Source organism: Echinicola soli (assembly GCF_006575665.1).
Classification (GTDB): domain Bacteria; phylum Bacteroidota; class Bacteroidia; order Cytophagales; family Cyclobacteriaceae; genus Echinicola; species Echinicola soli.
In genome coordinates this window covers 2,007,670-2,030,777 of the sequence record NZ_CP041253.1, presented here as the reverse complement: position 1 = coordinate 2,030,777, position 23,108 = coordinate 2,007,670, and the positions used below count along the sequence as shown (strand labels likewise).

Sequence of the window (23,108 nt, the reverse complement as noted above, 5' to 3'; positions counted from 1 at the left end):
AGGTTGGAAAGTTGAACTGTAAAATCCATAAGTGATAGCCTTAGATCAAGCGACAGTTCCCCCTTTTAGGGGGCTAGGGCGTAAGAATGGGTGGAAGGTGTTAATGTTGAAAGTGGGGAAGGTTGGAAAGTTGAACTGTAAAATCCATAAGTGATAGCCTTAGATTAAGCGACAGTCCCCCCTTTTAGGGGGTTAGGGGGTTAGAATGGGTGGAAGGTGTTAATGTTGAAAGTGGGGAAGGTTGGAAAGTTGAACTGTAAAATCCATAAGTGATAGCCTTAGATTAAGCGACAGTCCCCCCTTTTAGGGGGTTAGGGGGTTAGAATGGGTGGAAGGTGTTAATGTTGAAAGTGGGGAAGGTTGGAAAGTTGAACTGTAAAATCCATAAGTGATAGCCTTAGATTAAGCGACAGTCCCCCCTTTTAGGGGGTTAGGGGGTTAGAATGGGTGGAAGGTGTTAATGTTGAAAGTGGGGAAGGTTGGAAAGTTGAACTGTTAAATCCATAAGTGATAGCCTTAGATCAAGCGACAGTTCCCCTTTTAGGGGGCTAGGGGGTAAGAAAGGTGGAAAGGTTTAAAAGTTTTAAGGTTTGAAGGCTGAACTGTTAAATCAATGAAAAATAGCCTTAGACCAAGGAACAGCTCCCCCCTTTTAGGGGGCTAGGGGGTAAGACAAAACCATTCAGCCTCCGCTATCGTAACTAGCCTCCCAGTCCGGCCAGGCAAAAATCACAGTCGTATCTTTCTCTACAGCTATGGGCTCATAATACATTCTTAGCCTTAGACTACCGGGCACATCATCTTCGTAATAATCCATTAGTCGGGCCATGTTTTCGTGCTTTAGCACACTGATGGTCACGGGGGCCAGTCCCATCTGGATCATTCCCAGCTTTCGAGCCGCACCTTTAGCCAGGTCGATGGTTCTTTTGGAGTTTTGGGGAAGGCGGTCGTTTACTTTTACGATTATATGCTTGCCGTTGTGGAGATTCGTCACACGCACCATGGTACCAAAGGGCAGGTTTTTATGTGCAGCCGTCATCCCTTCCATGTCAAAGATCTCTCCATTGGCAGTTTTCCGGTTATGAAAAAATCTCCCATAATAACTTGCAATCCCGTTTTCAATGACCAATGTGGAATCCCCCCCCAAAACGGGCGGCTGCGCAAACAGCTCCCCGAGCGCTAACGCACTCAACAACAGGGACAAAAACACTATTTTCTTCATAAGCTTCGGCTTATTCAATTTAAATGCCAAATTTTCTAATCAGTATCATAAAGCGTCATTGCAATGACCTCAAATCTCCGTTTCTTAAAATAGTTCCAGTACGTTGCGAATGAAGCGGTAGCGGAGTGAAGCAATCTTTTCTTCCAAAGGAGATCGCTCCGTCGCTCCTCCCTGCCTATGGCTGTAGACAGGATCGCAGTGACGGGATAAGACTCGGGACTGCTGCACTACGTTACCATAGCGTTCGCGGGGACGGTTTCCAGTACGTCATTGCGAATGGAACGGAGGTGGAGTGAAGCAATCTTTTCTTCCAAAGGAGATGCTTTGTCGTTCCTCCTTACCTATGGCTCCAAACATGCTTGTTTGGTAGCAGACTGGCGGGCCATGATATTTTGTACTATGTTCGCAGTGACGAAAGTGTTAAGTTTTTCCCATCTTTGAACCGCCTTTTGGTTTGCTTACCAATTTTTAAGCCCCTAAATTTAATCTGATTTCCATTAAAACGAAAAAAACGACCTTTTTAAAATATGTTAAAACTCTTACATTCAGCTGATTGGCATTTAGGAAAACGCCTTCAGGAATATTCCAGGCTGCCCGAACAACAGCTGGTATTAGAGGAGATGATCGCAATTGCTGACCATGAGGAAGTCGATTTGGTATTGTTGGCAGGAGACATTTTTGACAGCTTTAATCCCAGCCATGAGGCCGTGGAGCTGCTGTACAAATCCCTTCGCAGACTCTCCAAAGACGGAAAAAGGCCCATTATAGCCATCTCCGGAAATCATGACAGCACACAGTTCATCAGTGCACCTGATCCGCTGGCAAGGGAATTGGGTATCCTTTTTTACAGTAGATACGATCAGGAGATCGCCACGGGGACGCTGGACAGCGGACTTCAGATCACGCGGTCGGCTCCTGGATTTGTCGAACTAAAATTGCCACAATACGACTTTCCTGTTCGCGTCATCCTAGCTCCCTACGCCAATGAAGTACTATTAAAAACCTACCTCGGAGAAGAGGATAAAGAAGCCGCTCTACGGGAAGTTTTGGGCAAAAAGTGGCAAAATCTCGCAGACGACTATTGTGATGATGCCGGTGTGAACCTCTTTATGGGACATTTTTTCTTCATGAAAGAAGGGGAAAAACCCGAAGCAGAACCCGAAAGCGAACGTCCCATACTCCATGTCGGCGGCACCCAAGCGCTGTACACCCATTTGATCCCGGACAGCATCCAGTACGCTGCCCTGGGCCACCTCCACCGCTACCACTCCGTGGACAAACACCCTTGCCCTATAGTATACAGCAGCTCACCCCTTGCCTATAGCTTCAGCGAAGCCGGTCAAGAAAAAAAGGTCGTTTTGGTAACTGCTGAACCCAGCAAGCCTGTCCAATACCATCCTATTGCCCTGAAGGAAGGGCGTCCGCTTTATCAAAAAGCATTTTCCAATTTGGCCGATACACTTTCATGGCTGGAAGAAAACCCTTATTGCTTTGTGGAGCTCATTTATGAAACGGAAACGTCCATCGATGCCGAAACGCGCAAAACCATCATGAAAGCCCATGACGGCATTGTAAACCTTATTCCACGGCTTACCGGAGAACTTGGCGTGGACAGCGCTGGTTTACAGGCCGAAGACTTGGGCAAGGACATGGGAATACTCTTCTCCCGCTTCTACCAAAACACCAAAGGGGTGGAGCCCAACGAAGAAATTAAAGCACTTTTTAACGAAATCATCAGTCAAAACTGAATAAATATGATTCCTGTAAAACTGGAAATTGAAGGATTATATTCTTATAAAGAAAAACAGACCATTGACTTCACCCAGCTTACTGGTGCCGGCCTTTTTGGTATTTTCGGGTCAGTGGGCAGTGGTAAATCCTCCATTTTGGAAGCCATCTTGCTGGCACTCTATGGTACTACCGAAAGGCTGGCCAGCAAAGGCGAAAAAAACAGCATGGTCAACCTCCAGAGCCCTGGCATCGCCATCCACTTTGAATTCCAAGCAGGTAAAAACAACACATGTACCTACAAGGCGTCCTATATTGCCAAGAGAAATTCCAAGAACTTTGATGATGTAAAGCCGGCCACCCACACATTTTATAAAAAGACCAGTGAGGGCTGGCTACCGCTGGAGGCAAAAGGGGAAGCGCTAGTAGGTATGAAAATGGACCATTTCCGCCAGACGGTCATTATTCCCCAAGGAAAATTCAGGGAGTTTATCGAGCAAAAACCCAAAGACCGTGCAGAAATGATGAAAGAACTCTTTGGGCTGGAACGCTTTGACCTTGCCGGAAAAACCAAGCAGCTGCTCTCGATAGAAAAGGAAAAGAAAATCAAACTCGAAACCCAGCTGGAAGGACTGGCAGTATTTACCAAAGACGCTCTCCAAGAATCCGAATCCCAATTACACCAGCTTACTGCCCAAAAGAAGAAAGAGGCCCAACTGCTCACCCAAAAAGAACAACAGCTCAACAGCATCCTGGCGGTAAAGGAAAAGGCGGAACAACTTATCCAGCTCAAAAAACAACTGGAAGAATCCGATCACCGGCTTCCGTCATTCCAGCAAAAGCGGATCCTGCTCCAGCAATATCAAAAGGCGCTGACCTATGTAAAACCTCTGCTCGATCAGTTTCAAGAACTGGAAATTGACTTGGAAAAATACCGTATAAGTGTGACCGACTGTGAGCGTTTCAAGAGGCGCTTCGAGCAGGAAATCGAAGAAAAAAACATCCGCTATCAAAAGCTCTACCAGGACTACAGCAATAAAGGTGAAAAAGAAGCGCGCATCCGCGACCTGCTGCAAATCAAGGAACTCAACAAGCTCTCCGCGGAAAAAGCCGCCCTACAGCAAGACTTCCAGCAACTTGCCCAGCAAAACAGCACCCAGCAAGAGCAAAAAGACACGTTGGCACTCCAAATAGACCAAGCTGAAAAAGCGATGGAGCAACTGGATGTTCCCGAGATGGATCAGGTCAGTAAACTGGAAGCGGCTTATCTGGAACTCCGGCAATTGGAAGATAGATCCACTCTCCTTTCCGGCCAGCTAAAAGGACTTTCTGAAGAGGACAAGTCTGCACAATCCGCCAAAAGCCAACTCCTTCAAGAAGCCGGTCTTCAAGAGGCCAATTTCACCACTGCCATCCAAAAAACCACAGAAAAACTACAGCAGGTACAAAAAGAACGAGAACACCTCCTGCAACAACAGGGGCTATTTGAATATGCCCACCAATTAAAGCCCGGGGAAGCATGTCCACTTTGTGGTGCCTTGGAGCATCCTTCGCCGTTGGAGCATGATTTTGATGAACAAAAGCTGGAAAAAACGGATGAATCCATCCGGCAATTCGGCCATCGGCTGGAAGCTTTGCGCGCCGCGCAGGCTAGCTATGAAAAGCTGCACATTACGTTGGAAAACACCCAGAAAAGCCACCTTGAAAAACAACAGGAAGCCGATCAGGTACAGCAACGCATCCAGTCTTTGCTAAAAGAAAATGATGCAAAAAGCGGCATAATAGCCATTGACCAGCAATTAAAAGCGGCCAAAACAGCTCTTCAAAAGGAGAAAATGCTCCAGCAACAGCTCAAATCATTACTGGCAGAACAAAAGGCATTTTTGGCCAAATCAGAACAGTACCTGACAAAATACCAAGAAGCCGACCAGCAGGTAAAAACCCTTCAGACCAAAATCGAAACCAAGCTTGGGGAAGTGAATTTTCCAGACTTGTTGGAAAAATATAGGGAGGCAAATGCGACCAAGATCGACGAGGACATTGCCAAGGTAAAACGGTACCTGGATGACTTGGAAATAAACTTACCAAGGGCGCAGGACGCCCTTAACGAAACCCGGCAACAACAAGCCACCAACTTGGCGAATTTAAAAACCTATCAAGACCGATTGGGAGAAGTAAAGGCCAAGATAGAAAAAATTGATGATTCCCTTTCCCTGGCCTTATCACAGCATAGTTTTGCCAATGCAGCCGCCGTCAAGGATCTACTGGCCAAACAGCTGAATCCTTCTAAACTGGAAGAGGAAATCAAGGCCTTTGACAAGCAGCGTGACATCTTGCAGGCCAAAACACAGGAATTACAGGCAGATGAAGCTGTCGCCGGATTTGACCAAACCCTGTATATAGCCACCCAGGAAGAATATCAAACGGCAAAATCAACCCTGGAAGGCACCCAGAAGCGTGTCGCACTTCTCCAAAAGGACATTGAAGAAATCTACACCAAACTGGAAGAAAAAGCACACTTAAAAAAAGAGTATCAACAGGTAGAAAACCGCGAAAACAACTTAAAAGAGCTTTACGGTCTCTTCCAAGGGAGCGGGTTTGTAAAATACGTTTCCAACATTTACCTCAAAGAGCTGGTACAAACTGCCAATATCCGCTTCATGCAGCTTTCCAAAAACAGCTTAACCTTGGAAGTGGATGAAAGCAATACCTTTTGGGTAAAAGACCACCTCAACGGAGGCAAAAAAAGACTGCTCAAAACCCTGTCCGGAGGCCAGACCTTCCAAGCTTCACTGTGCCTGGCATTGGCCTTGGCCGAAAAAGTAAAATCCCTGAACCGCGCAGACCAGAGTTTTTTCTTCCTGGATGAAGGATTTGGGGCACTGGACAAAAACGCACTAAGAACGGTATTCGAAACCCTCAAATCCCTAAGGCATGAAAAGAGGATCGTTGGTATAATTTCTCACGTTGAGGAATTGCAGCAGGAAATCGGCGTGTACGCACAAGTCGAGCTTGATCCCGAAAAGGGCAGCCAAGTAACCTATTCTTTTTGACTTGCTGGCCTGGATTTGTAACCCCAAGCTAGCCGAAGGACTCAAGTTGACAATCGCATTGAGGAAACCACCGCGGTGGACAAACCTCTTGAATTCTTCATTCCGGACAAGCATCCGGAACAGCTTCTAGTATAAGCCTGCCTCTAAAATTCACTTTTATTTATAAGCACCCTCATATCTGCCAAACCTCCGCCAAGAAAAAATACAGATAATTTACAATTGGACACAAACGATCTTCTATTGAGCGATTATTAAAGTAATATCGGCAATACAAACAAGCACTATTTCATTACTAACCAAAACTTTACAAAGATGAATCGAACAACAACTTTTAGAAACCTGCTGCTGGCATTTTCCACTTCTGCCCTGCTTGCTTCCTGTAACCAAACCGAAGAATCCCAAGAAATTCAAGAAAGTGAAGTAACCCTTTCTGCAAAAGTAAGCACCAATATCCCCACAGAAGGGGATGATGGAAGCCTGGTATTCAGAAACGTCACCGTCACCGATGTGAATATCAGCGTAAAAGATGTCAAAATGCATCTTAGAATTGCCGATGGCAAAACCAAGCCCATTAAAATTATGACACCAAATAAGGGACCAAAATTTGTAGTTCCTTTGGTGAAAGATGAGCATATTTTGCTTTCCAGAATGGGAAGCTTCCTGGCGCCAAATGGATTCTACACGAACTTGAGCTTTGACCTTACCAAAGCAGACAATCTTCCGGAAACGAACCCTATGTACGGAAAATCTGTCCTGATCAAGGCGGACTGGAAAGGCATCCCATCCATGATGTACCTGGACATCGAAGACAATATTGACATCAAGTTTAATCCAGGAACGGAAGTAAATGCCACCCAAGAACTGGTTCTTGAACTTTACATGGATAAACTCCTGATGGGCATTGATCCAGGACTTGTCCAAGATGGTGATGGTGACGGCATGATCATCGTCGGCCCAAATGGTGAAGATGGCAATGAAGCAGTTTACGATATGATCGAAGCCCATCTTGAAGAATCCCTTAGACTGAAAAATGGTGAATTCAAATAAAAAAGTAACCGCTCGTAAATGACCCTCGTTTGTAACGAGTATCAATTGAGCGCTGAGAAAAGAAAAGGCTTTCCGAGTAAATACACGGAAAGCCTTTTCTTGTTCTTAACCATTGGCGTCCGGGTAAAGATTTTGCTTTGAAAGGAAAATCGTTAAAATCCACCCCTCCCCCCCTAAAAGGGACTTTCTGATCCCCCCTTCAGAGGATGGGGTAGTTTTAGGAAATCGAAAAAATCTTTTCTCTTTTCGTTTAAACCTACTTTTTCAGCATATGTGAAATTTAGTCGGACGACAGTAATTCTTAACCTGAGTTCCGACTGTAAATTCGATGTCATTCCGTCATTGCGAACGCAGAGCAACGGAGTGAAGCAATCTCGTTTTCAGTGCGAACTTGTCGACAGCCAAAGGCAGGCTTGTCTGGTGCCAAACAGGCTTGTCTGGTACCAAACAGGCCCTTTTTAGGATGGGGTGTGAGTCAGAAAGGGCGTGGCAGCTCCTTCCCTCAAATCCCCCTTCTCACGCTTCGCAGTGACGGTTTTTAAACTCAGGTTTTTAAGATTTGCTTCTTGCCTCTTGATACTTTATTGTGCTTATTCTTTTATCGATTCTATATGGATTATAATGGGTAAATAAGCAAGGCAGTATTTTCTTCCAACTGTTTCACAATCCTTGTAAGGAGAGAATTCCCTGTTCTGCCTTGAGGTATTTGGCGTTAAGAAATCAAAGAAGTGCAATGAAAATAGCGCAGGCTTGCCTGTCTATCAGCCAGATAGACTTGACAGAAATCAGCACAGTAATATTGCTGATAGCTTATTAGGAGGAGTTTGTCTGCGCGTGCCGCTGGCTTTGATTTAAGTCAAATAGCTCACCGCAGCAGGTTTTCCTCCACAGGCGGACAGGTTTTTGTTCCTTTTTTGACCTGAAGCAAAAAAGGAACAAAGAGCAGAAGGTGAAAATTACGCTGAAATTTAGCAAGCAACGAAAATTAGTTGCACACAGTAAATCATATAGAACCCAGCTATTTTCTCTCATAAGGCAGCCAAACCATCATTTCACCGTCTCCTCGATTGGCCCAGCTGTAATAAGGCACCAGACGGATACTTCCCTTTTCGTAAGGTGTGGCCGAAACTTCCCGATACAACTTGTTCTGCCAGTGATCTTCTGACTGATAATACACCTGCCCGGTAAGGCTGGTCAGTTCCGTATTACCAATGGTGAATTTTTCAGGAGACAGGTTTTCGTCCAAAGAAAGGATTACATCATCCACTGTTTTTCCCTCCGGCAAATCCATTGATTCCACACAATACACGATGGGTCCTCTTTTTACAGCCACCTGTCCACGGGCTTCTTCCACCAACGGATTGGCTTCGAGGTATTTCACCGGCATCTCCAAGGTCAATTTCACTTGATCGTTTTTTTTCCATTTTCTCTTGATCTCTGCATACCGGCCGGACTCCAGCGTTATACGTTGCTTTTCACCGTTCACTTCCAAGCTGGCCTCATTGCACCACCCTGGGATTCTCAGGAAAAAAGAAAATTCCCCGGCTGGTGCTTTTTTGACATCCAATGTCACCTGCTCGTCCCACGGATAGGAGGTAACCTGAGCAATCTCCAATTCTTTTCCATCCGCTAAAGAAGTTTTTAGCTGATTGCTCCCATATAGGTTTACATATACGCCTTCTTCGGAAACACTATAAGCGTAGTTAGCCACTTCCGCCAAAGTCCGGGTTACATTAGGAGGACAGCAATTGGACAGGGCGATATACCCTTCCCTGGTATTGGGCCATCTCAGGTGATAAGGCAAGTCCTTTTTGGCACTCAGCGGATTGGTGTAGAAAAACTCCGTTCCTTGCAGGCTAATGCCAGAAAGGATGCTGTTGTACAGGTTCAGTTCGATCACATCCATGTATTTCGCCTCCCCGGTCAACTGCAGCATTCGCCAGTTCCAGAGCACATTGCCGATATTGGCGCAGGTTTCGTTATGCGCGGCAGCATTGGGCAACTCATACGGTTTTCCATAGGCTTGGTGGATTTTCTGCACTTCCGTTGGATTATAGGAAGTACCATTTGGGGAAACCCCATCATACAGAGCACCACAGCCGCCGGTCACGTACATCTTACGATAGACCACGTCATCCCATATAGATTTCAGGTTTTCCAGCAGCTTTTCTTCGCCTGTTTCCGCATACAGATCAGCTACTCCCGCATAGAGATAATTGGCGCGCACGGCATGCCCCATTGCTTCTGTTTGCTCCCGGAAAGGCACACGGTCCTGGTTATCGTCTGTTCCGTCGCTGGTTTTGCCACGAATGTCTATCAGGTTTTGAGCGAGCTCCAAATAGCGCTCGTCATCAGTGGTCCGGTACATCTCCACCACCCCCATATAGTGACTGGGGCAGATGGCATTTCTTGCCAGTTCAGGAGAAGCTTTTTGATAAAAGTTGTAAAGAAAATCAGCCACACCTTTGGCTACGTTGAGGAAATTATCTTTGCCCGTGGCCCTGTAATGTACACAAGCAGCGGTCATCAAGTGGCCCATATTGTATTTTTCGAATCCCAGCTGCTTCTGAAGATACTCGTCACCTAGTGTCCCCCAACGCTCCTCAATAAGCACAGGAGTGTGCAAATACCCATCTTCCCGCTGGGCCTTTGCGATCAGGGCAATGGCTTCATCCATCTGGGCATCGATCTTAGGATCCTGCGTCTCTGCATACAGCACCGCCATTCCTTCAAAGACTTTATAAAAATCCCCGTCATGAAAAGAAGGTCCGTCGTGTTTGCCCTTCATCTCTCCGGCAGCTATCTCAAAATTCCTCACGGCGTGATTTTTATCTGCATCATGATACAGCTCCCACATAAACGGCAGGGTATTTTCCCTGCTCATTTTAAATTTCTCTCCCCAGAAGCCATCTGTCCAGGTCACATCCTGTAGGTCTACACTGTTTAGTTTGGCATATGGACTTTGAGAATTATCCACCAGGGCATTCTCTTGGGCCATTGCTGCACTACCGGTACATAGCCCCAATCCTATTCCCGTGATTACATATTTTAGGTTCATTGTATTTTTAGTATTTGAGTATTTAGTATTGAGTGTTGAGGGTAAATATTAGGTATAAAACTCTTAATGGGTTTCCTAAGCCAATTCTTTAATCTTCAAATTTTTCAATTCCAATCCATCTTCTCCTCCAGGCTCCATCCCAACATATTGACCACATCCGCCTTTCTTTCAGCAGGAAGTACAGTCAACTCTTTTAGTTCACCATTTTCCACTATTCCCTCTACTGTGGTCTGGTATGGGGCGTGCAGCTTAAATCGGACATCCCAGTCCTTTGGCCATGCCGGGAAAAGGTAAATTTTCTTATCATCCGTCTGTAACAGCATTTCCTGCATTCCGATCATCCCTGATCCTCCCCAGTTGTGATCCGGCACCCAGTCAAAGCCTGGCCCCCAAAAAGCGGGGAAACGTCTTTCTGAATCACCCATTTTCCGTAGGGTGAATTTTGCCGCTTCATCGGTAAGCCCCATCCGGGCAGCGAAGATATTGTCTTGCTTCCAGCCTATATGACTCCTGAATTTGATCGCATCAGGGTCATACTTCCAGGTATTGATGGCCGTTTGTAAATCCGGCTTTCCGATCCCATAAATTCCCCAGGGATAAACCGGATAAAGCTGCGGCACCTCTGTATTATTGACCCGTTCCCACAGCTTGGCGGGAGCCAATACCTGATGGCCATCTATCTCCCTAAAATTCAATGGAGGAATACGCTCCAACATCTCTTGCCAATGCACTTTCTGGACACTATCAAGGTAAGGTAACTCCAATAGCCGCGTCAGTATGGTCTGCAAGCCAGCTATGGTCGAATTGGCGTTATAGGCCATCTTGTAGGTTTCGTTAGCAGTACCTGGGTACAGCACCAGATCGCCATTTTGATCGAAAGTCTTCGCCCCTCGTCGTCTGGCCAGATACTGATAATGCTCATCAAAAAAACGTAGGCAGCTTTCAATAAACGGAATATAGTTGGAAATGTCTTTTCCGGTATAACGCTCCTGCTCCATCATCATCAGGCAAAATTCCAGCACCGTATCCCATTGGTACTCCAACCAGGCATTAGCCTGCATACCAGGATCGTAGCCTTCGGGCCGCTCCCAATTATATTCCGCAGGATTGGGCAAGCCAAAATTCTCCAGCTGCTCAGTGAAGCTGGCCCCTCTATGTCCCCAATAGACCTTGCTCCGAAGTTCCGCATTTTTCAAGGCCCGCAGGTAAAAGTCAAACTGTGGCTGCATCATTTCAAAATCTCCCGTTCGAACCATGGGAAAATACACCAGTCGCTGGTTTTGGGCGGTCATCGTGCCTCCGCCCCAGTTGCGGTGGTCGGGTGTAAAAGGCATATCCTCTTTCGTGTATACCGGGTCTACGGTAAACAGGCCACCGTTAAATTTTGTCGGGTAGCTGCCGTATGCATTGCAGCCCAGCATATAGCGAAAAAGCTGGTAGTTGCGGCCAATTTGCCAAACCGTGTCGTTGGCTGACCTACGCCCGGGATCTGTGACCACATAGCTCCTGTTCCAGTAACTTTGCCACCAAGCTTCTGTATTGGCTTTTGCTTTTTTGGAGGACCTGGGTTGATCGTTTATCAAACGGGCCAATCCATCCTGCCATTTCTCCTGTTGCGGCGTCTGGTCAGTATGTAAAAGAATCTCAAACGATTGCTTCTGCTTTGCCTGAATGCTTTCAAGCTTCCAGGACCTGAAATCAGTGTCCTGATATATTCCTTCCCCATTACCTGCTGGACTCAGGTCCTCACTCTTCAACATACCGCCAAAGGTCAAACTTCCAATCGGGTTGCTCATTTTTTCTTTGACCGGCTCCATTTTTTGCTGGACTACCGCCACATCAAAGACCGTCTTTTCCCGGTTCTGATGATAAAACAGCACGCCGCCTTCTTCAAAGGTGATGCTGTCCCGGTAAGTGATGATGTCTCCCTGGGGAGCCCATTTGTAGGAATTGGCATTATTGGCAGCACCTTTTACCGGACGGTTTTTATATCGCCAGCTTTCATAGGCCGTCTCCATCCGGAAAGGCCGCTCACCCTGTACCTCTACATGGATTACCGGCCGGCATACATCCACCCAGAGACTGATATTGACTGCATCTTCACCTGTCCCTCCATCAATGGAAATGCTTCCCTTTTCCAGATCAAGTTCCTGGCGAAAAGAACCGCCATCCCTGAATGGGTTAGGACTCAATTTCACCCTGATTCTTCCCAGCTTCAGCAAAGTATTGTGCTCATCAAAGGTCCCGCTGCGGGAAAAGTAAAAGAACAGGTCTCCATCTTCCACCCATACATTCATGCCAACGTCCCCACCTCCCAAAGGCATGGACTCACTGGCATTTTCACTCATGGAAGTCCACACCGGATTATAACCGGTGATATCCTGAGCAAAACATTCAGTGATCCCGAACCATAAAAGACAGACTGTAAATAAAAAAGGTACTTTCATTTTCCTCCAATAATGCCTCAAAATAGAAAAATCAAATGGCGACACCTTCCTGTGGTATGCTGTGATATCAGACATGGGACAAACCGTCCCCAATAGTGATCTCAATGTACTTTGACTGCATGTATTATGGAGATTGCTCCACTGCGTTCGCAATGAGGACTTATGAGACAACTTCTTATGCAAAAAAACAAGCAAAAACCTTAAACAAGGACACTTCTTATTTAAGGAAAATACCATAAAACTTAAATAGGGATTTGGTTAGTAAAGGAAATCAGGGCATTGATTTAGTAAAAGGCTAAAAACATGTCCTCGTCTAAGGAATAGTCGAAGTCTGGTAACTTGGACCATTTATGGATATTAGACATATGAATATCGATGACGTCACAGGTGCTCATTTGAAATGAGCACCTGTGACGGACATCTACCATTCATCCGTTCTGAACGAACTCATCGGGATTCCTCCGTTGCTAAAGATTTCGCCTACCACAAAATCTTTAAATGCATATCGCACCGCCACCGGCTTGTCCACATGCGGAGAGGACAACATCACTGACTTTCTTCGTAAAACTGCCGTGGCCGGATAAAACTTTTTATCTTCTCCAGCCAACTCAAAACTGGTCACTTCCTTTCCGTAAGACGTAATCCCATTGGGGACATGATCTAAGGATACGATCACAGTACTTCCTTTTATCTCCATGGCCTTGAATTCGGGACCGGCATACTCAAAGCCTTTCAGATCATAAGCCTGTGCAAGTGCCCAATAAGCCAACCGGTGCCCACCTGTCTTCTTATCCGCAGGGTGGATATTGTCCTTTTGACCGATATCCATCAAGACCGCCATCCCGCTATTGGGAATCCTGTGCATGGCTTTCCGCTGTGCATCCCTGAGGTAAGCAGAATTGTTCTTCTCGATTACTTCATTGGGGCTGAACATGCCATAATCAAAAGGAGCTATCTGCGCATAATAAAAGGGGAACTCCCCCACATCCCAAAGTTTTCGCCACTCGTTTACCATCGTCACCATCAGCTCCTCGTACTGATCAGGCCGCCCATTATTGGATTCGCCCTGGTACCAGATGGTTCCTTTGATGCCATAACCGGCCACCGGAGTGATCATGCCATTGAATAAGGCTGTGGCAGTTCGATTTGGTACATCAATTTCATCCTCACTTTGCGGTATTTTGATTTCATCCTTAAAATCCTCCAGCATCTGCTCACTCATCCACGCTTCGATATTCGAACCTCCCCAGGAAACATGTACCAGTCCAACAGGCACATCCAGCGCCTGCTGAATTTGGGTTCCAAAAAACCAGGCCGTAGCACTAAAGTCAGACACAGTGGATGGATCGGCTTCCTCCCAGGCTCCTTCAAAATTCTCCTGGGGCTGTACAGTGGCCTTCCTCGGAACGGTGATCAACCTGATCTGTGGGTTTTTGCTGTTGACAATCGCTTCATTTCCCCCAATAATGGGCTGGCCGGGAAATCCTTTCAACGGCATTTCCATATTGGACTGGCCAGAACAGAGCCATACTTCTCCGATAAGGACATTGTCCAGGGTAATGGACTGCCCGTCGCTGATGCTGATCGTAAAGGGGCCTCCAGCTTCAGGTGTGGATAGTTTGGTTTTCCATTCCCCATCACTATTGGCCGTTAGCGTGTATTTTTTTTCATCCCAGGAAGTGGTGATCTCCACCGTAGCACCGGGATCTGCCCAGCCCCAAATGGGCGCATCCATTTGCTGCTGAAGCACCATATTATCGGTAAAAATGGATGGGAGCGTCACTTCCGCTATTGAAACGTTTGCGATCAAGCAAAGTCCTAATAAGGCTAAAATATTTTTCATGGGTGTTTTGGGTTAAAAGATTGTAATGTTTTAATGTTTAAGGTTTCTCCGTCGGAGCGGATTGGAAGGTTTTAGTAACAATTGATTTTCGTTTTTTAGGGGCTATCTCATAATTCAGTTCTAACGTCCCCGATAGTGGTCTCCATGTACTTTAATTGCATGTATAGGGAGATTGCTTCACTGCGTTAGTATGACGGATCACTTATGAGACAGCCTCTTTATTCGAGTGTTCCCTGATGTTAATATTTCATCTCCAAAATTCTCACTGGACCTAGCAGACCGGCTTCCAACAACTCTCTTCCTTCCATTCTTTCCAGGTCGGCTATGGTATTGGTAAACCGCTGTTCTTTTGGAAGCTTCAGGTCGCCAATGATACGGTTTGCCCAAGTATTGGTCACTTCAATTTCCAATTCATTTTGCCCCTTTCTTAAGGCATCGGAAATATCCACTTGGTAAGGAAATGTCCAAGCTACGCCACAGTCTTTTCCGTTTACGTTGACCGAAGCGATGTTGGCCACTTTGCCCAGATGAAGCCAAAACGCACCATCACGTTTCCCCTCCCAATCGAAGGTCGTTCTGTAGACTGCCGTACCGGAATAATGTTTTATACTGTCATTTGGATGCCGTCTCCAATCTTCCAGTGCAGCCATCTCCTGCACTGCTTTTGGACCGCGATAAGCAGGATCAAAAGCTACTTTCCAAGGCGTGTCCAATGTCTTTTGCGTTTTGTATTCTGGCCAATTGCTCCCTTCATTCACCGCTTTTTCAGACGTGTCTTCCCGAAAAACCACAAATAGCGACCCGTTCGCGGGAAGCTTGACCGTCATATCCGTTCTTCCTGCTTCCATTTCCCAACCCGACACGGGATACTCCCTGTCCAAAACAGGGTCATAAAATACCGGTTTCTTACCAATTATGCGAAAAGAAACATCCAATTTTCGCGCTTTTTCCTGTTGGTTTGACAGGAAGTAAATATCTTCTTCCTGACTTCTTCGATGGGCAAAGGCAAAACCTACATTAAGTTTGCCCCCTTGGTCAACAGCCACCACGTCTGGTGCCAATCCCAAGGTTTCCAATGTCGCTTGTTCATAAGGCAATTGTACAACCTTTCCCTTTCCAACTTGCCAGGTTTTGGGACTATCGCTTTTACTTGGGACATCTTTTTCTCCGCTCCAGAGTTCTTCCACCACTGCAGCCAATCGCTGGTCTTCCTCTTGATAGCCAAAGGTACCCACGGGCTTTTCATCCACCAAAACAGTTGCCCCTTCCTTCACCAGTTGCAATAATTTTTCCGCTACCTCCACAGACATCAATCGGACATTGGGATTCATCTTGCGCTGGCCTGGGAAAATCAAAAAAGCATAACTGGTGCCATCACTGAAAACCACTTTTCCATCTGCCACCTTTGCAAGTCTCAACAAAGCATCCTTGTTAAAGGAATCATAATGGTACCCCCTCAGCGGATCCGTCCAATCTGCTGCGTCAGCCATATTAGCAGAATGCTTCACTCCCTTCGGAATGGCCCGGGTAGGCTGCCCTTCATTGGCCCAACGGGACTTTTCTGTGGCCATTTTTTCCCTTCCTGCCAAGCCTGGTAAGAACGGCACCAAACGCTCGGGCAATACCGACCTGCTGGGCATATCCTCACCCGTAAATACAGCCAAATCAATCACCGGATGGCCTTTTTGCAGTTGATACTGGACACGCTGGTGGTAATCCACCATAGCTTTACCAGGCTTCCACCATGTCTGGTCCCGCTGAAAATAAAGCCCGATCACATCCAGTGTCATTCCCGGCTTACGATCCAGCCATGGATTGTGAACAAAGACGTGATAGAAAAAACGATTAATTCCAAGCGCGTAATTCCGGTCGCCCAATGTCTTCAGCATACCGGGGTACTCGTCCCAATCCATCCTAAGCTGGGTAAATGCTTCTGCCTGGATAATCTGCTTTCCGTAAATATGGCCTCCGGAAATCGCATCCCGCATATCATTGGGTTTGTCATGCGTGGGACTGTTCAACCAAAATTCGCCGGAAGGATAATCGATATATTTAAAATGCTCCATTCCATCACTTACCATCGTGGGAGCCACGTTTTCCGAACTGAACTTCACCCCATTCTTGGCTGCTTCTTCCTGTAAAGTCCCAAAGAAATTATCCATGATCAGTTCAGAAATCGTTCTGCGTATGTCGTAAAGGATCCTTTCGGAGGTTTCGGCACTTTCCAAAGGCACTCCCGCCATGACGGGCAAATAGTTTACGATATCGTAGCCCCGGCGCTTTTTGAACTCCTCCCTGAATACTGGTGACCAGTTTTGACTTCCTGCCTCCCAGCTGTCAATATGAAATATTTTGAGCACTTTCTCTGCTAATTCCGGGCCGGCAGTCCGCAAAGCCTCTCCAAACCACTGATCAAACTGAAACCGTACTGCTTCTGCGTTGAATTTGTCCACTTCCAGGCCTTTTGCTCCACCTCCGGTATAATTGGTATGACCAGTAGAAGTATAGCCAAAGCGCATAATCTTCCACTGACCACCTGGAGCCTCCCAAGTCAACCTCCCATCCGTGTCCATCTGAGCTGAGATGTCCACGAGTTGGTCCATGGGAATACAAGCTTTATTTGGCAATACATCAGCCGTACTGCGCCCGCTCACCCGCCAGACAGCGGCTGACTTGCCCTCGTATTGGTTGATGGCAGGACTTGACAAAAGAGCGATGGTCTTGACTTTTAGCGAAGGCTTCCATTTGGCAGCATCCAGGTCCTCTGACCCAGGTTCCGTGCCTGATTTATCGTAAATAAAACGAAAATATTTTGCCGTCGTCGCGGGAATACTATGCGTATAATCATAGTCCCAATCCTGCCAGCCATGTCGAGGTGGATGTAGCCTAGTTACTTCCCTAAAATGCTCCCCATCATCGCTGACAGCTATTTTTAGGCGATGTGCCTGATAACTGTTTCCACTGGTTTTGATCCGAATGGATCGGCATGTGAAAGGTTCGTCGAAAGCATACTGAATCCACACTTCATCATTGGTCCCAAAACGTTCGTCATCTGCATCATCCAGCAAAAAATCCAGCCCTTTTTCTCCCAAGCTATTGGTTACCGCTGGACGCAATGCCTCGGAAGTTTGTTCAAATTCCTCCTTGGCAGGAACAGCAAATACCGCCAACTCCTGATAATAATCCTCATAACTTTCAGGCTGCTTTAGCTGCAAATCAACCTTTTCTCCTCCCTGCACCAAGGTATCTGTCCACACCACTTTTTGCATGGACTTTTCCGGGGTGATCCAGGGGCCACCGGCCACTGCAAAACCATCGCAGGCATGCATCGCCAACCGCAGCCCTAACCGATCGGCTTCTTCCATGGCATGTCTCACCATTTCCCACCACTCTTCAGAGCCCTGCAAAGTGGGCTTATCGGTCAAGGGTGGCTCAGCAGGTCCCTTGATGGACATCAGAAAAGCCCCGCCAATGCCGGCTTCCTTCATGGCTTCCAAATCCGCCGTGATGCCTGCTTTAGAATAGGTAGAATACATCCAGTACCAGTATACCCACGGCTGCGAGCTTTCATAGCTTGGCTCAAAAGCCTTGGACGTTTCTTCCTCTGGAGAGCCGCAGCCCTTTATCAAAAAACCAAGCAGTAAAATGAAAAGAATATTTTGGGTTGTTATTTTAGACATTGGATTTAAGATGTTAGACTTTAGATACTAGACAAAATTGAACGCTGGTGACGCATCCCGGTGGGCCGGAACAGGAATCGAACAGAGCTATTGAAGCAAATTAAACGCTGATTGAGTCGGAGACTCTATGTTTCTCAGTGCTGGGGCGGAGACCCAGCACAACATCAGTATTTGTGCTCTTTGCTTTTTTTTGATTCTTTGCTCCATCTTGAGAACTGAGTCTCCCGACTCAACCTTATATTTTTGCTATCTGCACTTCCTCACCTAACCTCCCCCGCCGCGGCAGGGAGGAACACATCTCAATACTCATGTCTCACTACTCATTACTTGGTACTGATATAATAGCTGTACCGATAAGGCTTTGCCGGAACCTGGTATTGCTCCAGTGGCTGGGCCACATCTGACCAACTGTCATTTCCGCCCACTCCCATCTGGACCAGATCGATATTTACAGTAATAAATCCCGCATCCTCAAGTTCGTATGTGTGTTTTGCTTCATTGATATTCTCTTCGGTGTAAGGCCAGGCACTCATGCTCAATAAACTGTCAGCGGTAATTTTCAAACCACTTTTACCCGCTTCATCGGTAAACTCCATCCAGCGGACATCCGTCCGGTTGCCGTTTTCCTGGGGCATTACATATGGCTCCATAAATTGGTCGATGGGCTGGCTGTATATCCCCGCCATAAAACCATGGTTCCGGTCAATATAATTTTCCAAAGGGCCCTTTCCGTACCAGGTAATCTGATCGTATTCGCTCCTGATTCCCATGCTCATCCCTACTTTGGGGATATTGGGCAAATCATACAGCGGAATCAGGGTATAATCCACCTTGATGATCCCACCTGGCATGACTGTATAAATTACATCCACTTTGACTTTCCCACCGAGCAGTGAGTAGCTGCTCGCTACCTGAACATTATCATCCGTACTTTGCGACGGGGTTACGCTGACCAGCTCCGGTCTGGTTTCATACCAAACCTTCAATTTCTCCTGCGGCTTCCACCCTTTACGGTCATTGTCAGTGAGCGGACGGGTAAAGGATAACACCATCGGACTGAATACCTGCTCTTTACCCAGTACCTGAAAGCTGTTCAAGGCACCATCGTCCTTTCCAAAACTAGCCTTGAAGCCTTCTCCGTTTACCACAAATGCCTCGGGTTGTTCCTCCCATGTCAGCAGCCCCTGGCCAATTTCAACTTCTGGTTCAGGCCGCTTTTGAAGCTGGAGTTGCTGTTGGGCAATGACATGTCCTTGATTGGCCCAAAGTTTATTTTCAGACAAACTAAATGTCAGGTTGACCAGGTATTCTTTATCTGGTTCCAAGCCATTAAGGTAGTTTCCAAGTGCTAAGACCGTATCCCGACTGGCATCTAAATGAAGCCTGGGCAAATTGCTGCTTTTGATTTCATGGCCATCTTCCAGTAAAGTCAAGGTCAGCTGATAATCGCCCAGGGATTTATCAGCATGACGATTGTGGATTTTCACGGTCATCGCCGATGAATCCACCCATGTCATCTCAGCAGGTTGATACACCCATTTGCATTCATAAATTGCTGCCTTGGGCCGCCCATCGGAAGCTACAATGCCATTGATACAAAAATTACCATCATGGCGTTCTTCCCCGAAGTCGCCTCCATAAGCATAATATTCCTCACCATCTTCGGTCGTTTTGAGCAGGCCCTGATCTTTAAAATCCCAGATACAGCCTCCGATTACTTGTGGCAGGGAACGAAACTCATCCCATAACTCTTTCATATTTCCGGTGCTGTTGCCCATGGAGTGGGAATACTCGATAAATACGATCGGGCGTTTATCGGCCTGTTGGTTAACCAGCAACCCCGGGGTGAAAATTCCCGGATAAAATCGGCTGACCATGTCCACATACGGCTGGTCAGTCGGCACCTGTATGCGATGGGAATGGTCTTTAGGGTAATCGGGATGGTTTGGAGGAATGTATCCTGCTGCCCGGTGATTCCCTTGCGCCGGCTCATAATGCACCGGCCTGGTGATGTCAAAATCATGTACCCATTCGGCCATCGCCGCATGATTGGGACCCCGTCCTGCTTCATTGCCCAAACTCCAAAAAATCACTGAAGGATGGTTTTTGTCCCGCTCTACCATCCGGGTAACACGCTCCATATAGGCATGTGTCCACTGAATGTCATTGCTCAGCTTTCCACCGATTCCATGGGTCTCGTGATTGGCTTCATCCATCACCAAAATGCCGTATTCATCACAGAGTTCGTAGAAATACGGATCATTGGGGTAGTGACTGGTGCGGATGGTATTGAAATTAAATTGCTTGATCGTTTTCACATCTTCCTCGATGTCCTCCCGTGTCAGGGCTTTTCCCCGGACGGGGTGGTGATCATGACGGTTTACGCCATAGAGATAGGTTATTTTGCCATTGATGAGCAGCTTGCTGTTCTCTTTATCAAATTCAATCGACCTAAAGCCCACCTTACAGCTTTTCGCTTCCAGGACCGTTCCTGATTTGTCCTCCACTTGCAGCACCAAAGTGTACAGGTAAGGATGCTCATCACTCCATAAACGGGGATTTTTGACCTTGGCTTCCAGCAATCCGAACTTCACATTATCCAGTCTCGGATAGCTCTCATTCAAGATGCCTTCAATTTCTTTTTCCAACGGGGCACTGAAAACGGCTTTACCAGAGGCATCGTAAAGCTGGGCTTTTAGCTTGCTCCCTGGCACCCGCTCCCCTGTAAGGTTACTGATTTCAGGTCTCAGACTAAAAGTGGCATTTTTATATGTTTTATCCAGCTTCGCTTGCCAGTGGAAATCATAAATCCTCAGCTTGGGTTCGGCCATCAGAAAGACCTCGCGCTGGATACCACTAAGCCGCCAATGGTCCTGATCTTCCAGATAGGAGCCATCACTCCAACGGATGACCTGTACAGAAAGTACATTTTTCCCGGCCTCTAAATAGGGGCTGATGTTAAATTCAGAGGGCAAAAAACTGTCTTCGCCATAGCCCACAAATTCACCGTTCAGCCATACGCGAAAAGCGGAGCTTACCGCCCCAAAGTGCAGCGTGATATTCATCTCTTCCCAATTCTCCGGCACTTCAAAAGTCCGTTGGTAGGAACCTACACCGTTATAGTCTTCAGGAACATGGGGTGGGTTAATGGGGCGAAAGGGGTACACTGCGCTTTTGTAAATGGGCTTGTCATAACCTTTTAGTTCCCAATTGGAAGGCACCTCGATTTTGTCCCAGCCCGATACCCTGGATTGGAAAAAGTCTTTTGGAGCTTCTTTCATATTTTTGGAAAAATGAAAATCCCACTCTCCGTTCAGCATCATCATACGGCTATTGTCCCGATCGCCTTCTAAAGCTCCCTGGACACTTTCAAAGGAATAAGCGGTAGTCCTTGCCGGCTCCCGGTTAAGGCTGGTGATCAGCGGGTCCTCCCAAGGCTCCAGCTGGAATTTTTCAGGTGGTCGGGGAACAGCCGCAGGCTCGCCCGTCACCGTCTGGGCGAAAAGCGAATGTCCGTTTATGAAGATGACAAAGGCGATGTAAAAAACGTTACGCATGGGGTGATTGGTCATAAGGTTTAAATATTGGAAGGTTGGAAGGTGTGTAAACGCACATTTCCCAACCCGATCACTGAACACTGGCCATCGGTTACTTCTCTAAAGGAAGAAAATCCAGTTCACTCGTTCCAAGATCTTTGGAAGTGGCCACGGCAATGCCGCGTTGCTCATCTTTGTTGACTGCACAGTAATAATGGTAAACCACCCCATTGTGCTTGACCACGAAAGATTTATGGGCAAAGAGGTCGTCATAAGGCTCTGAAGGGCTGATCAAATCTTCACCTTCCCAGTCTACCCAATCCACTAAATTACTGGAAACGGCAAAACGGTTAAATGCCGTAGTATTTTCCCTGTCCGGCCAAAAAGCACCAAAGTAAAACATTACGTATAGATCTCCCATCTGTTGGATATAGGCATCACCGGAAATGCCCTTGTGATGGTTGATCAGGGGAGCATCACCGTAACGCTCCCAATTGACCATGTCGTCTGACACAGCCATGGCAATTCTTTCTGCCCCCCGGCCAGGATTGATGCTATCTCCGCGGGCGTTATAATACATGATAAAGGGATGTCCGGTAAACTCATGCTCATCACGGATGATGGAGTTTTTGTACATGGTACTGTTGTCCCACCAGCGAGCATCTTCGTCATGGGGCGTCAGCACAGGTTTTTCCAACCGCTGCCATTCATGGGCTGTAGTTGGGGCTTGACCGGTAAAGGCCATTCCTATGGAAAGTACACCGGCTTCATAGCCACGTGTATTTCCTCCGAAATAACTCATCCAGTGCTTGTCCTCATAAGTGTCCCATTGATAACTTCCTCCCCATTCCATATCCTGTAGGGCGATATAGCCGGCTTTTTGGTTCATATCCCAATCAGTAGTATCCGAAAAAGACATGATCTTACCCTTGTCTTCCCAATGCAGCAGGTCATCACTTTCTGCCAACCAGGTTTCATAGCCCCTGCCTCCATAGATCAAGTAGGTCATGTACCATTTATCCCCTTCCCGGAAAATGCTGGGACAATCCATTTTCAGGTCATTGCTCGGCGGGATTTTTACCAGCCCGTATTTATGGGGTGTCTTGATCTCTTCATACACTTGCTGCATCACCGAGTCGGTGATTACATGTAGTGCTGGCCCTGTCCCAGAAACAGTGGTTTTCTCTTGATTTGAGGAGCAGCTAAAGCCCAGCCCCATCAAAAGGGCCAAAGCACACAGGTAGGTTATCGGTTGTTTCATCATTGCGTTTATTGAAATTGCCCAAAGCAGATTTCTCATTTTACCCAATAAAATTACAAAACACCCAGTTTTTACCTTCCTGTGCTATCATGGTGAGGGGAAGGTTTGAAGGTTGAGGGGTTAAAACGCTTTAACCCGCATTAGGTACATTGGAGAGTTAGGAGGTAATGGTAAAATTGTCCATTGGGGATTTCCCCAACACGACGAACCCCTTCAATCCTCTTAAGTTAAGG

Annotated in this window: 10 protein-coding genes; 3 read left to right on the top strand and 7 right to left on the bottom strand. The window is 46.8% G+C overall.

All coding sequences use genetic code 11. From position 1 onward, the window contains the following. Positions 1–682 precede the first annotated feature (682 nt). Complete coding sequence (locus FKX85_RS21760; RefSeq protein ID WP_141614267.1) at positions 683–1,222, bottom strand: septal ring lytic transglycosylase RlpA family protein; 540 nt, start codon at positions 1,220–1,222, stop codon at positions 683–685. A 527-nt stretch (positions 1,223–1,749) separates the two neighbouring features. On the opposite strand from FKX85_RS21760, the gene FKX85_RS08180 reads away from it, so the two are divergent. The 3 genes from FKX85_RS08180 (at position 1,750) to FKX85_RS08170 (ending at position 7,050) form a co-directional block, all read left to right on the top strand. Then, positions 1,750–2,970, top strand: a complete 1,221-nt coding sequence (locus FKX85_RS08180; RefSeq protein ID WP_141614266.1) for a metallophosphoesterase family protein — start codon at positions 1,750–1,752, stop codon at positions 2,968–2,970. 6 nt (positions 2,971–2,976) lie between these two features. Beyond that, positions 2,977–6,003: an SbcC/MukB-like Walker B domain-containing protein gene (locus FKX85_RS08175; protein WP_141614265.1), complete on the top strand. Its 3,027-nt coding sequence runs from the start codon at positions 2,977–2,979 to the stop codon at positions 6,001–6,003. Positions 6,004–6,315: 312 nt separating this feature from the next. Continuing rightward, entirely contained in the window at positions 6,316–7,050 is a 735-nt protein-coding gene (locus tag FKX85_RS08170; protein ID WP_141614264.1) for a hypothetical protein, read from the top strand. 1,018 nt (positions 7,051–8,068) lie between these two features. On the opposite strand, the gene FKX85_RS08165 is transcribed toward FKX85_RS08170, so the two are convergent. From FKX85_RS08165 to FKX85_RS08140, 6 genes are all read right to left on the bottom strand, one after another. Beyond that, positions 8,069–10,108: an aceric acid hydrolase gene (locus FKX85_RS08165; protein WP_141614263.1), complete on the bottom strand. Its 2,040-nt coding sequence runs from the start codon at positions 10,106–10,108 to the stop codon at positions 8,069–8,071. A 104-nt stretch (positions 10,109–10,212) separates the two neighbouring features. Then, complete coding sequence (locus tag FKX85_RS08160; protein ID WP_141614262.1) at positions 10,213–12,555, bottom strand: DUF5703 domain-containing protein; 2,343 nt, start codon at positions 12,553–12,555, stop codon at positions 10,213–10,215. Between the two features lie 421 nt (positions 12,556–12,976). After that, positions 12,977–14,398, bottom strand: a complete 1,422-nt coding sequence (locus tag FKX85_RS08155; protein ID WP_141614261.1) for a sialate O-acetylesterase — start codon at positions 14,396–14,398, stop codon at positions 12,977–12,979. A 239-nt stretch (positions 14,399–14,637) separates the two neighbouring features. Next, positions 14,638–18,078, bottom strand: coding sequence for a glycosyl hydrolase (locus tag FKX85_RS08150; RefSeq protein ID WP_141614260.1), 3,441 nt, complete (start codon positions 18,076–18,078; stop codon positions 14,638–14,640). A 323-nt stretch (positions 18,079–18,401) separates the two neighbouring features. Then, positions 18,402–21,635: a glycoside hydrolase family 2 TIM barrel-domain containing protein gene (locus FKX85_RS08145; RefSeq protein ID WP_141614259.1), complete on the bottom strand. Its 3,234-nt coding sequence runs from the start codon at positions 21,633–21,635 to the stop codon at positions 18,402–18,404. Positions 21,636–21,726: 91 nt separating this feature from the next. Beyond that, positions 21,727–22,878 (bottom strand): glycoside hydrolase family protein, encoded by a 1,152-nt coding sequence (locus FKX85_RS08140; protein WP_229239801.1) that lies wholly within the window; start codon positions 22,876–22,878, stop codon positions 21,727–21,729. Between the last annotated feature and the right edge of the window lie 230 nt (positions 22,879–23,108).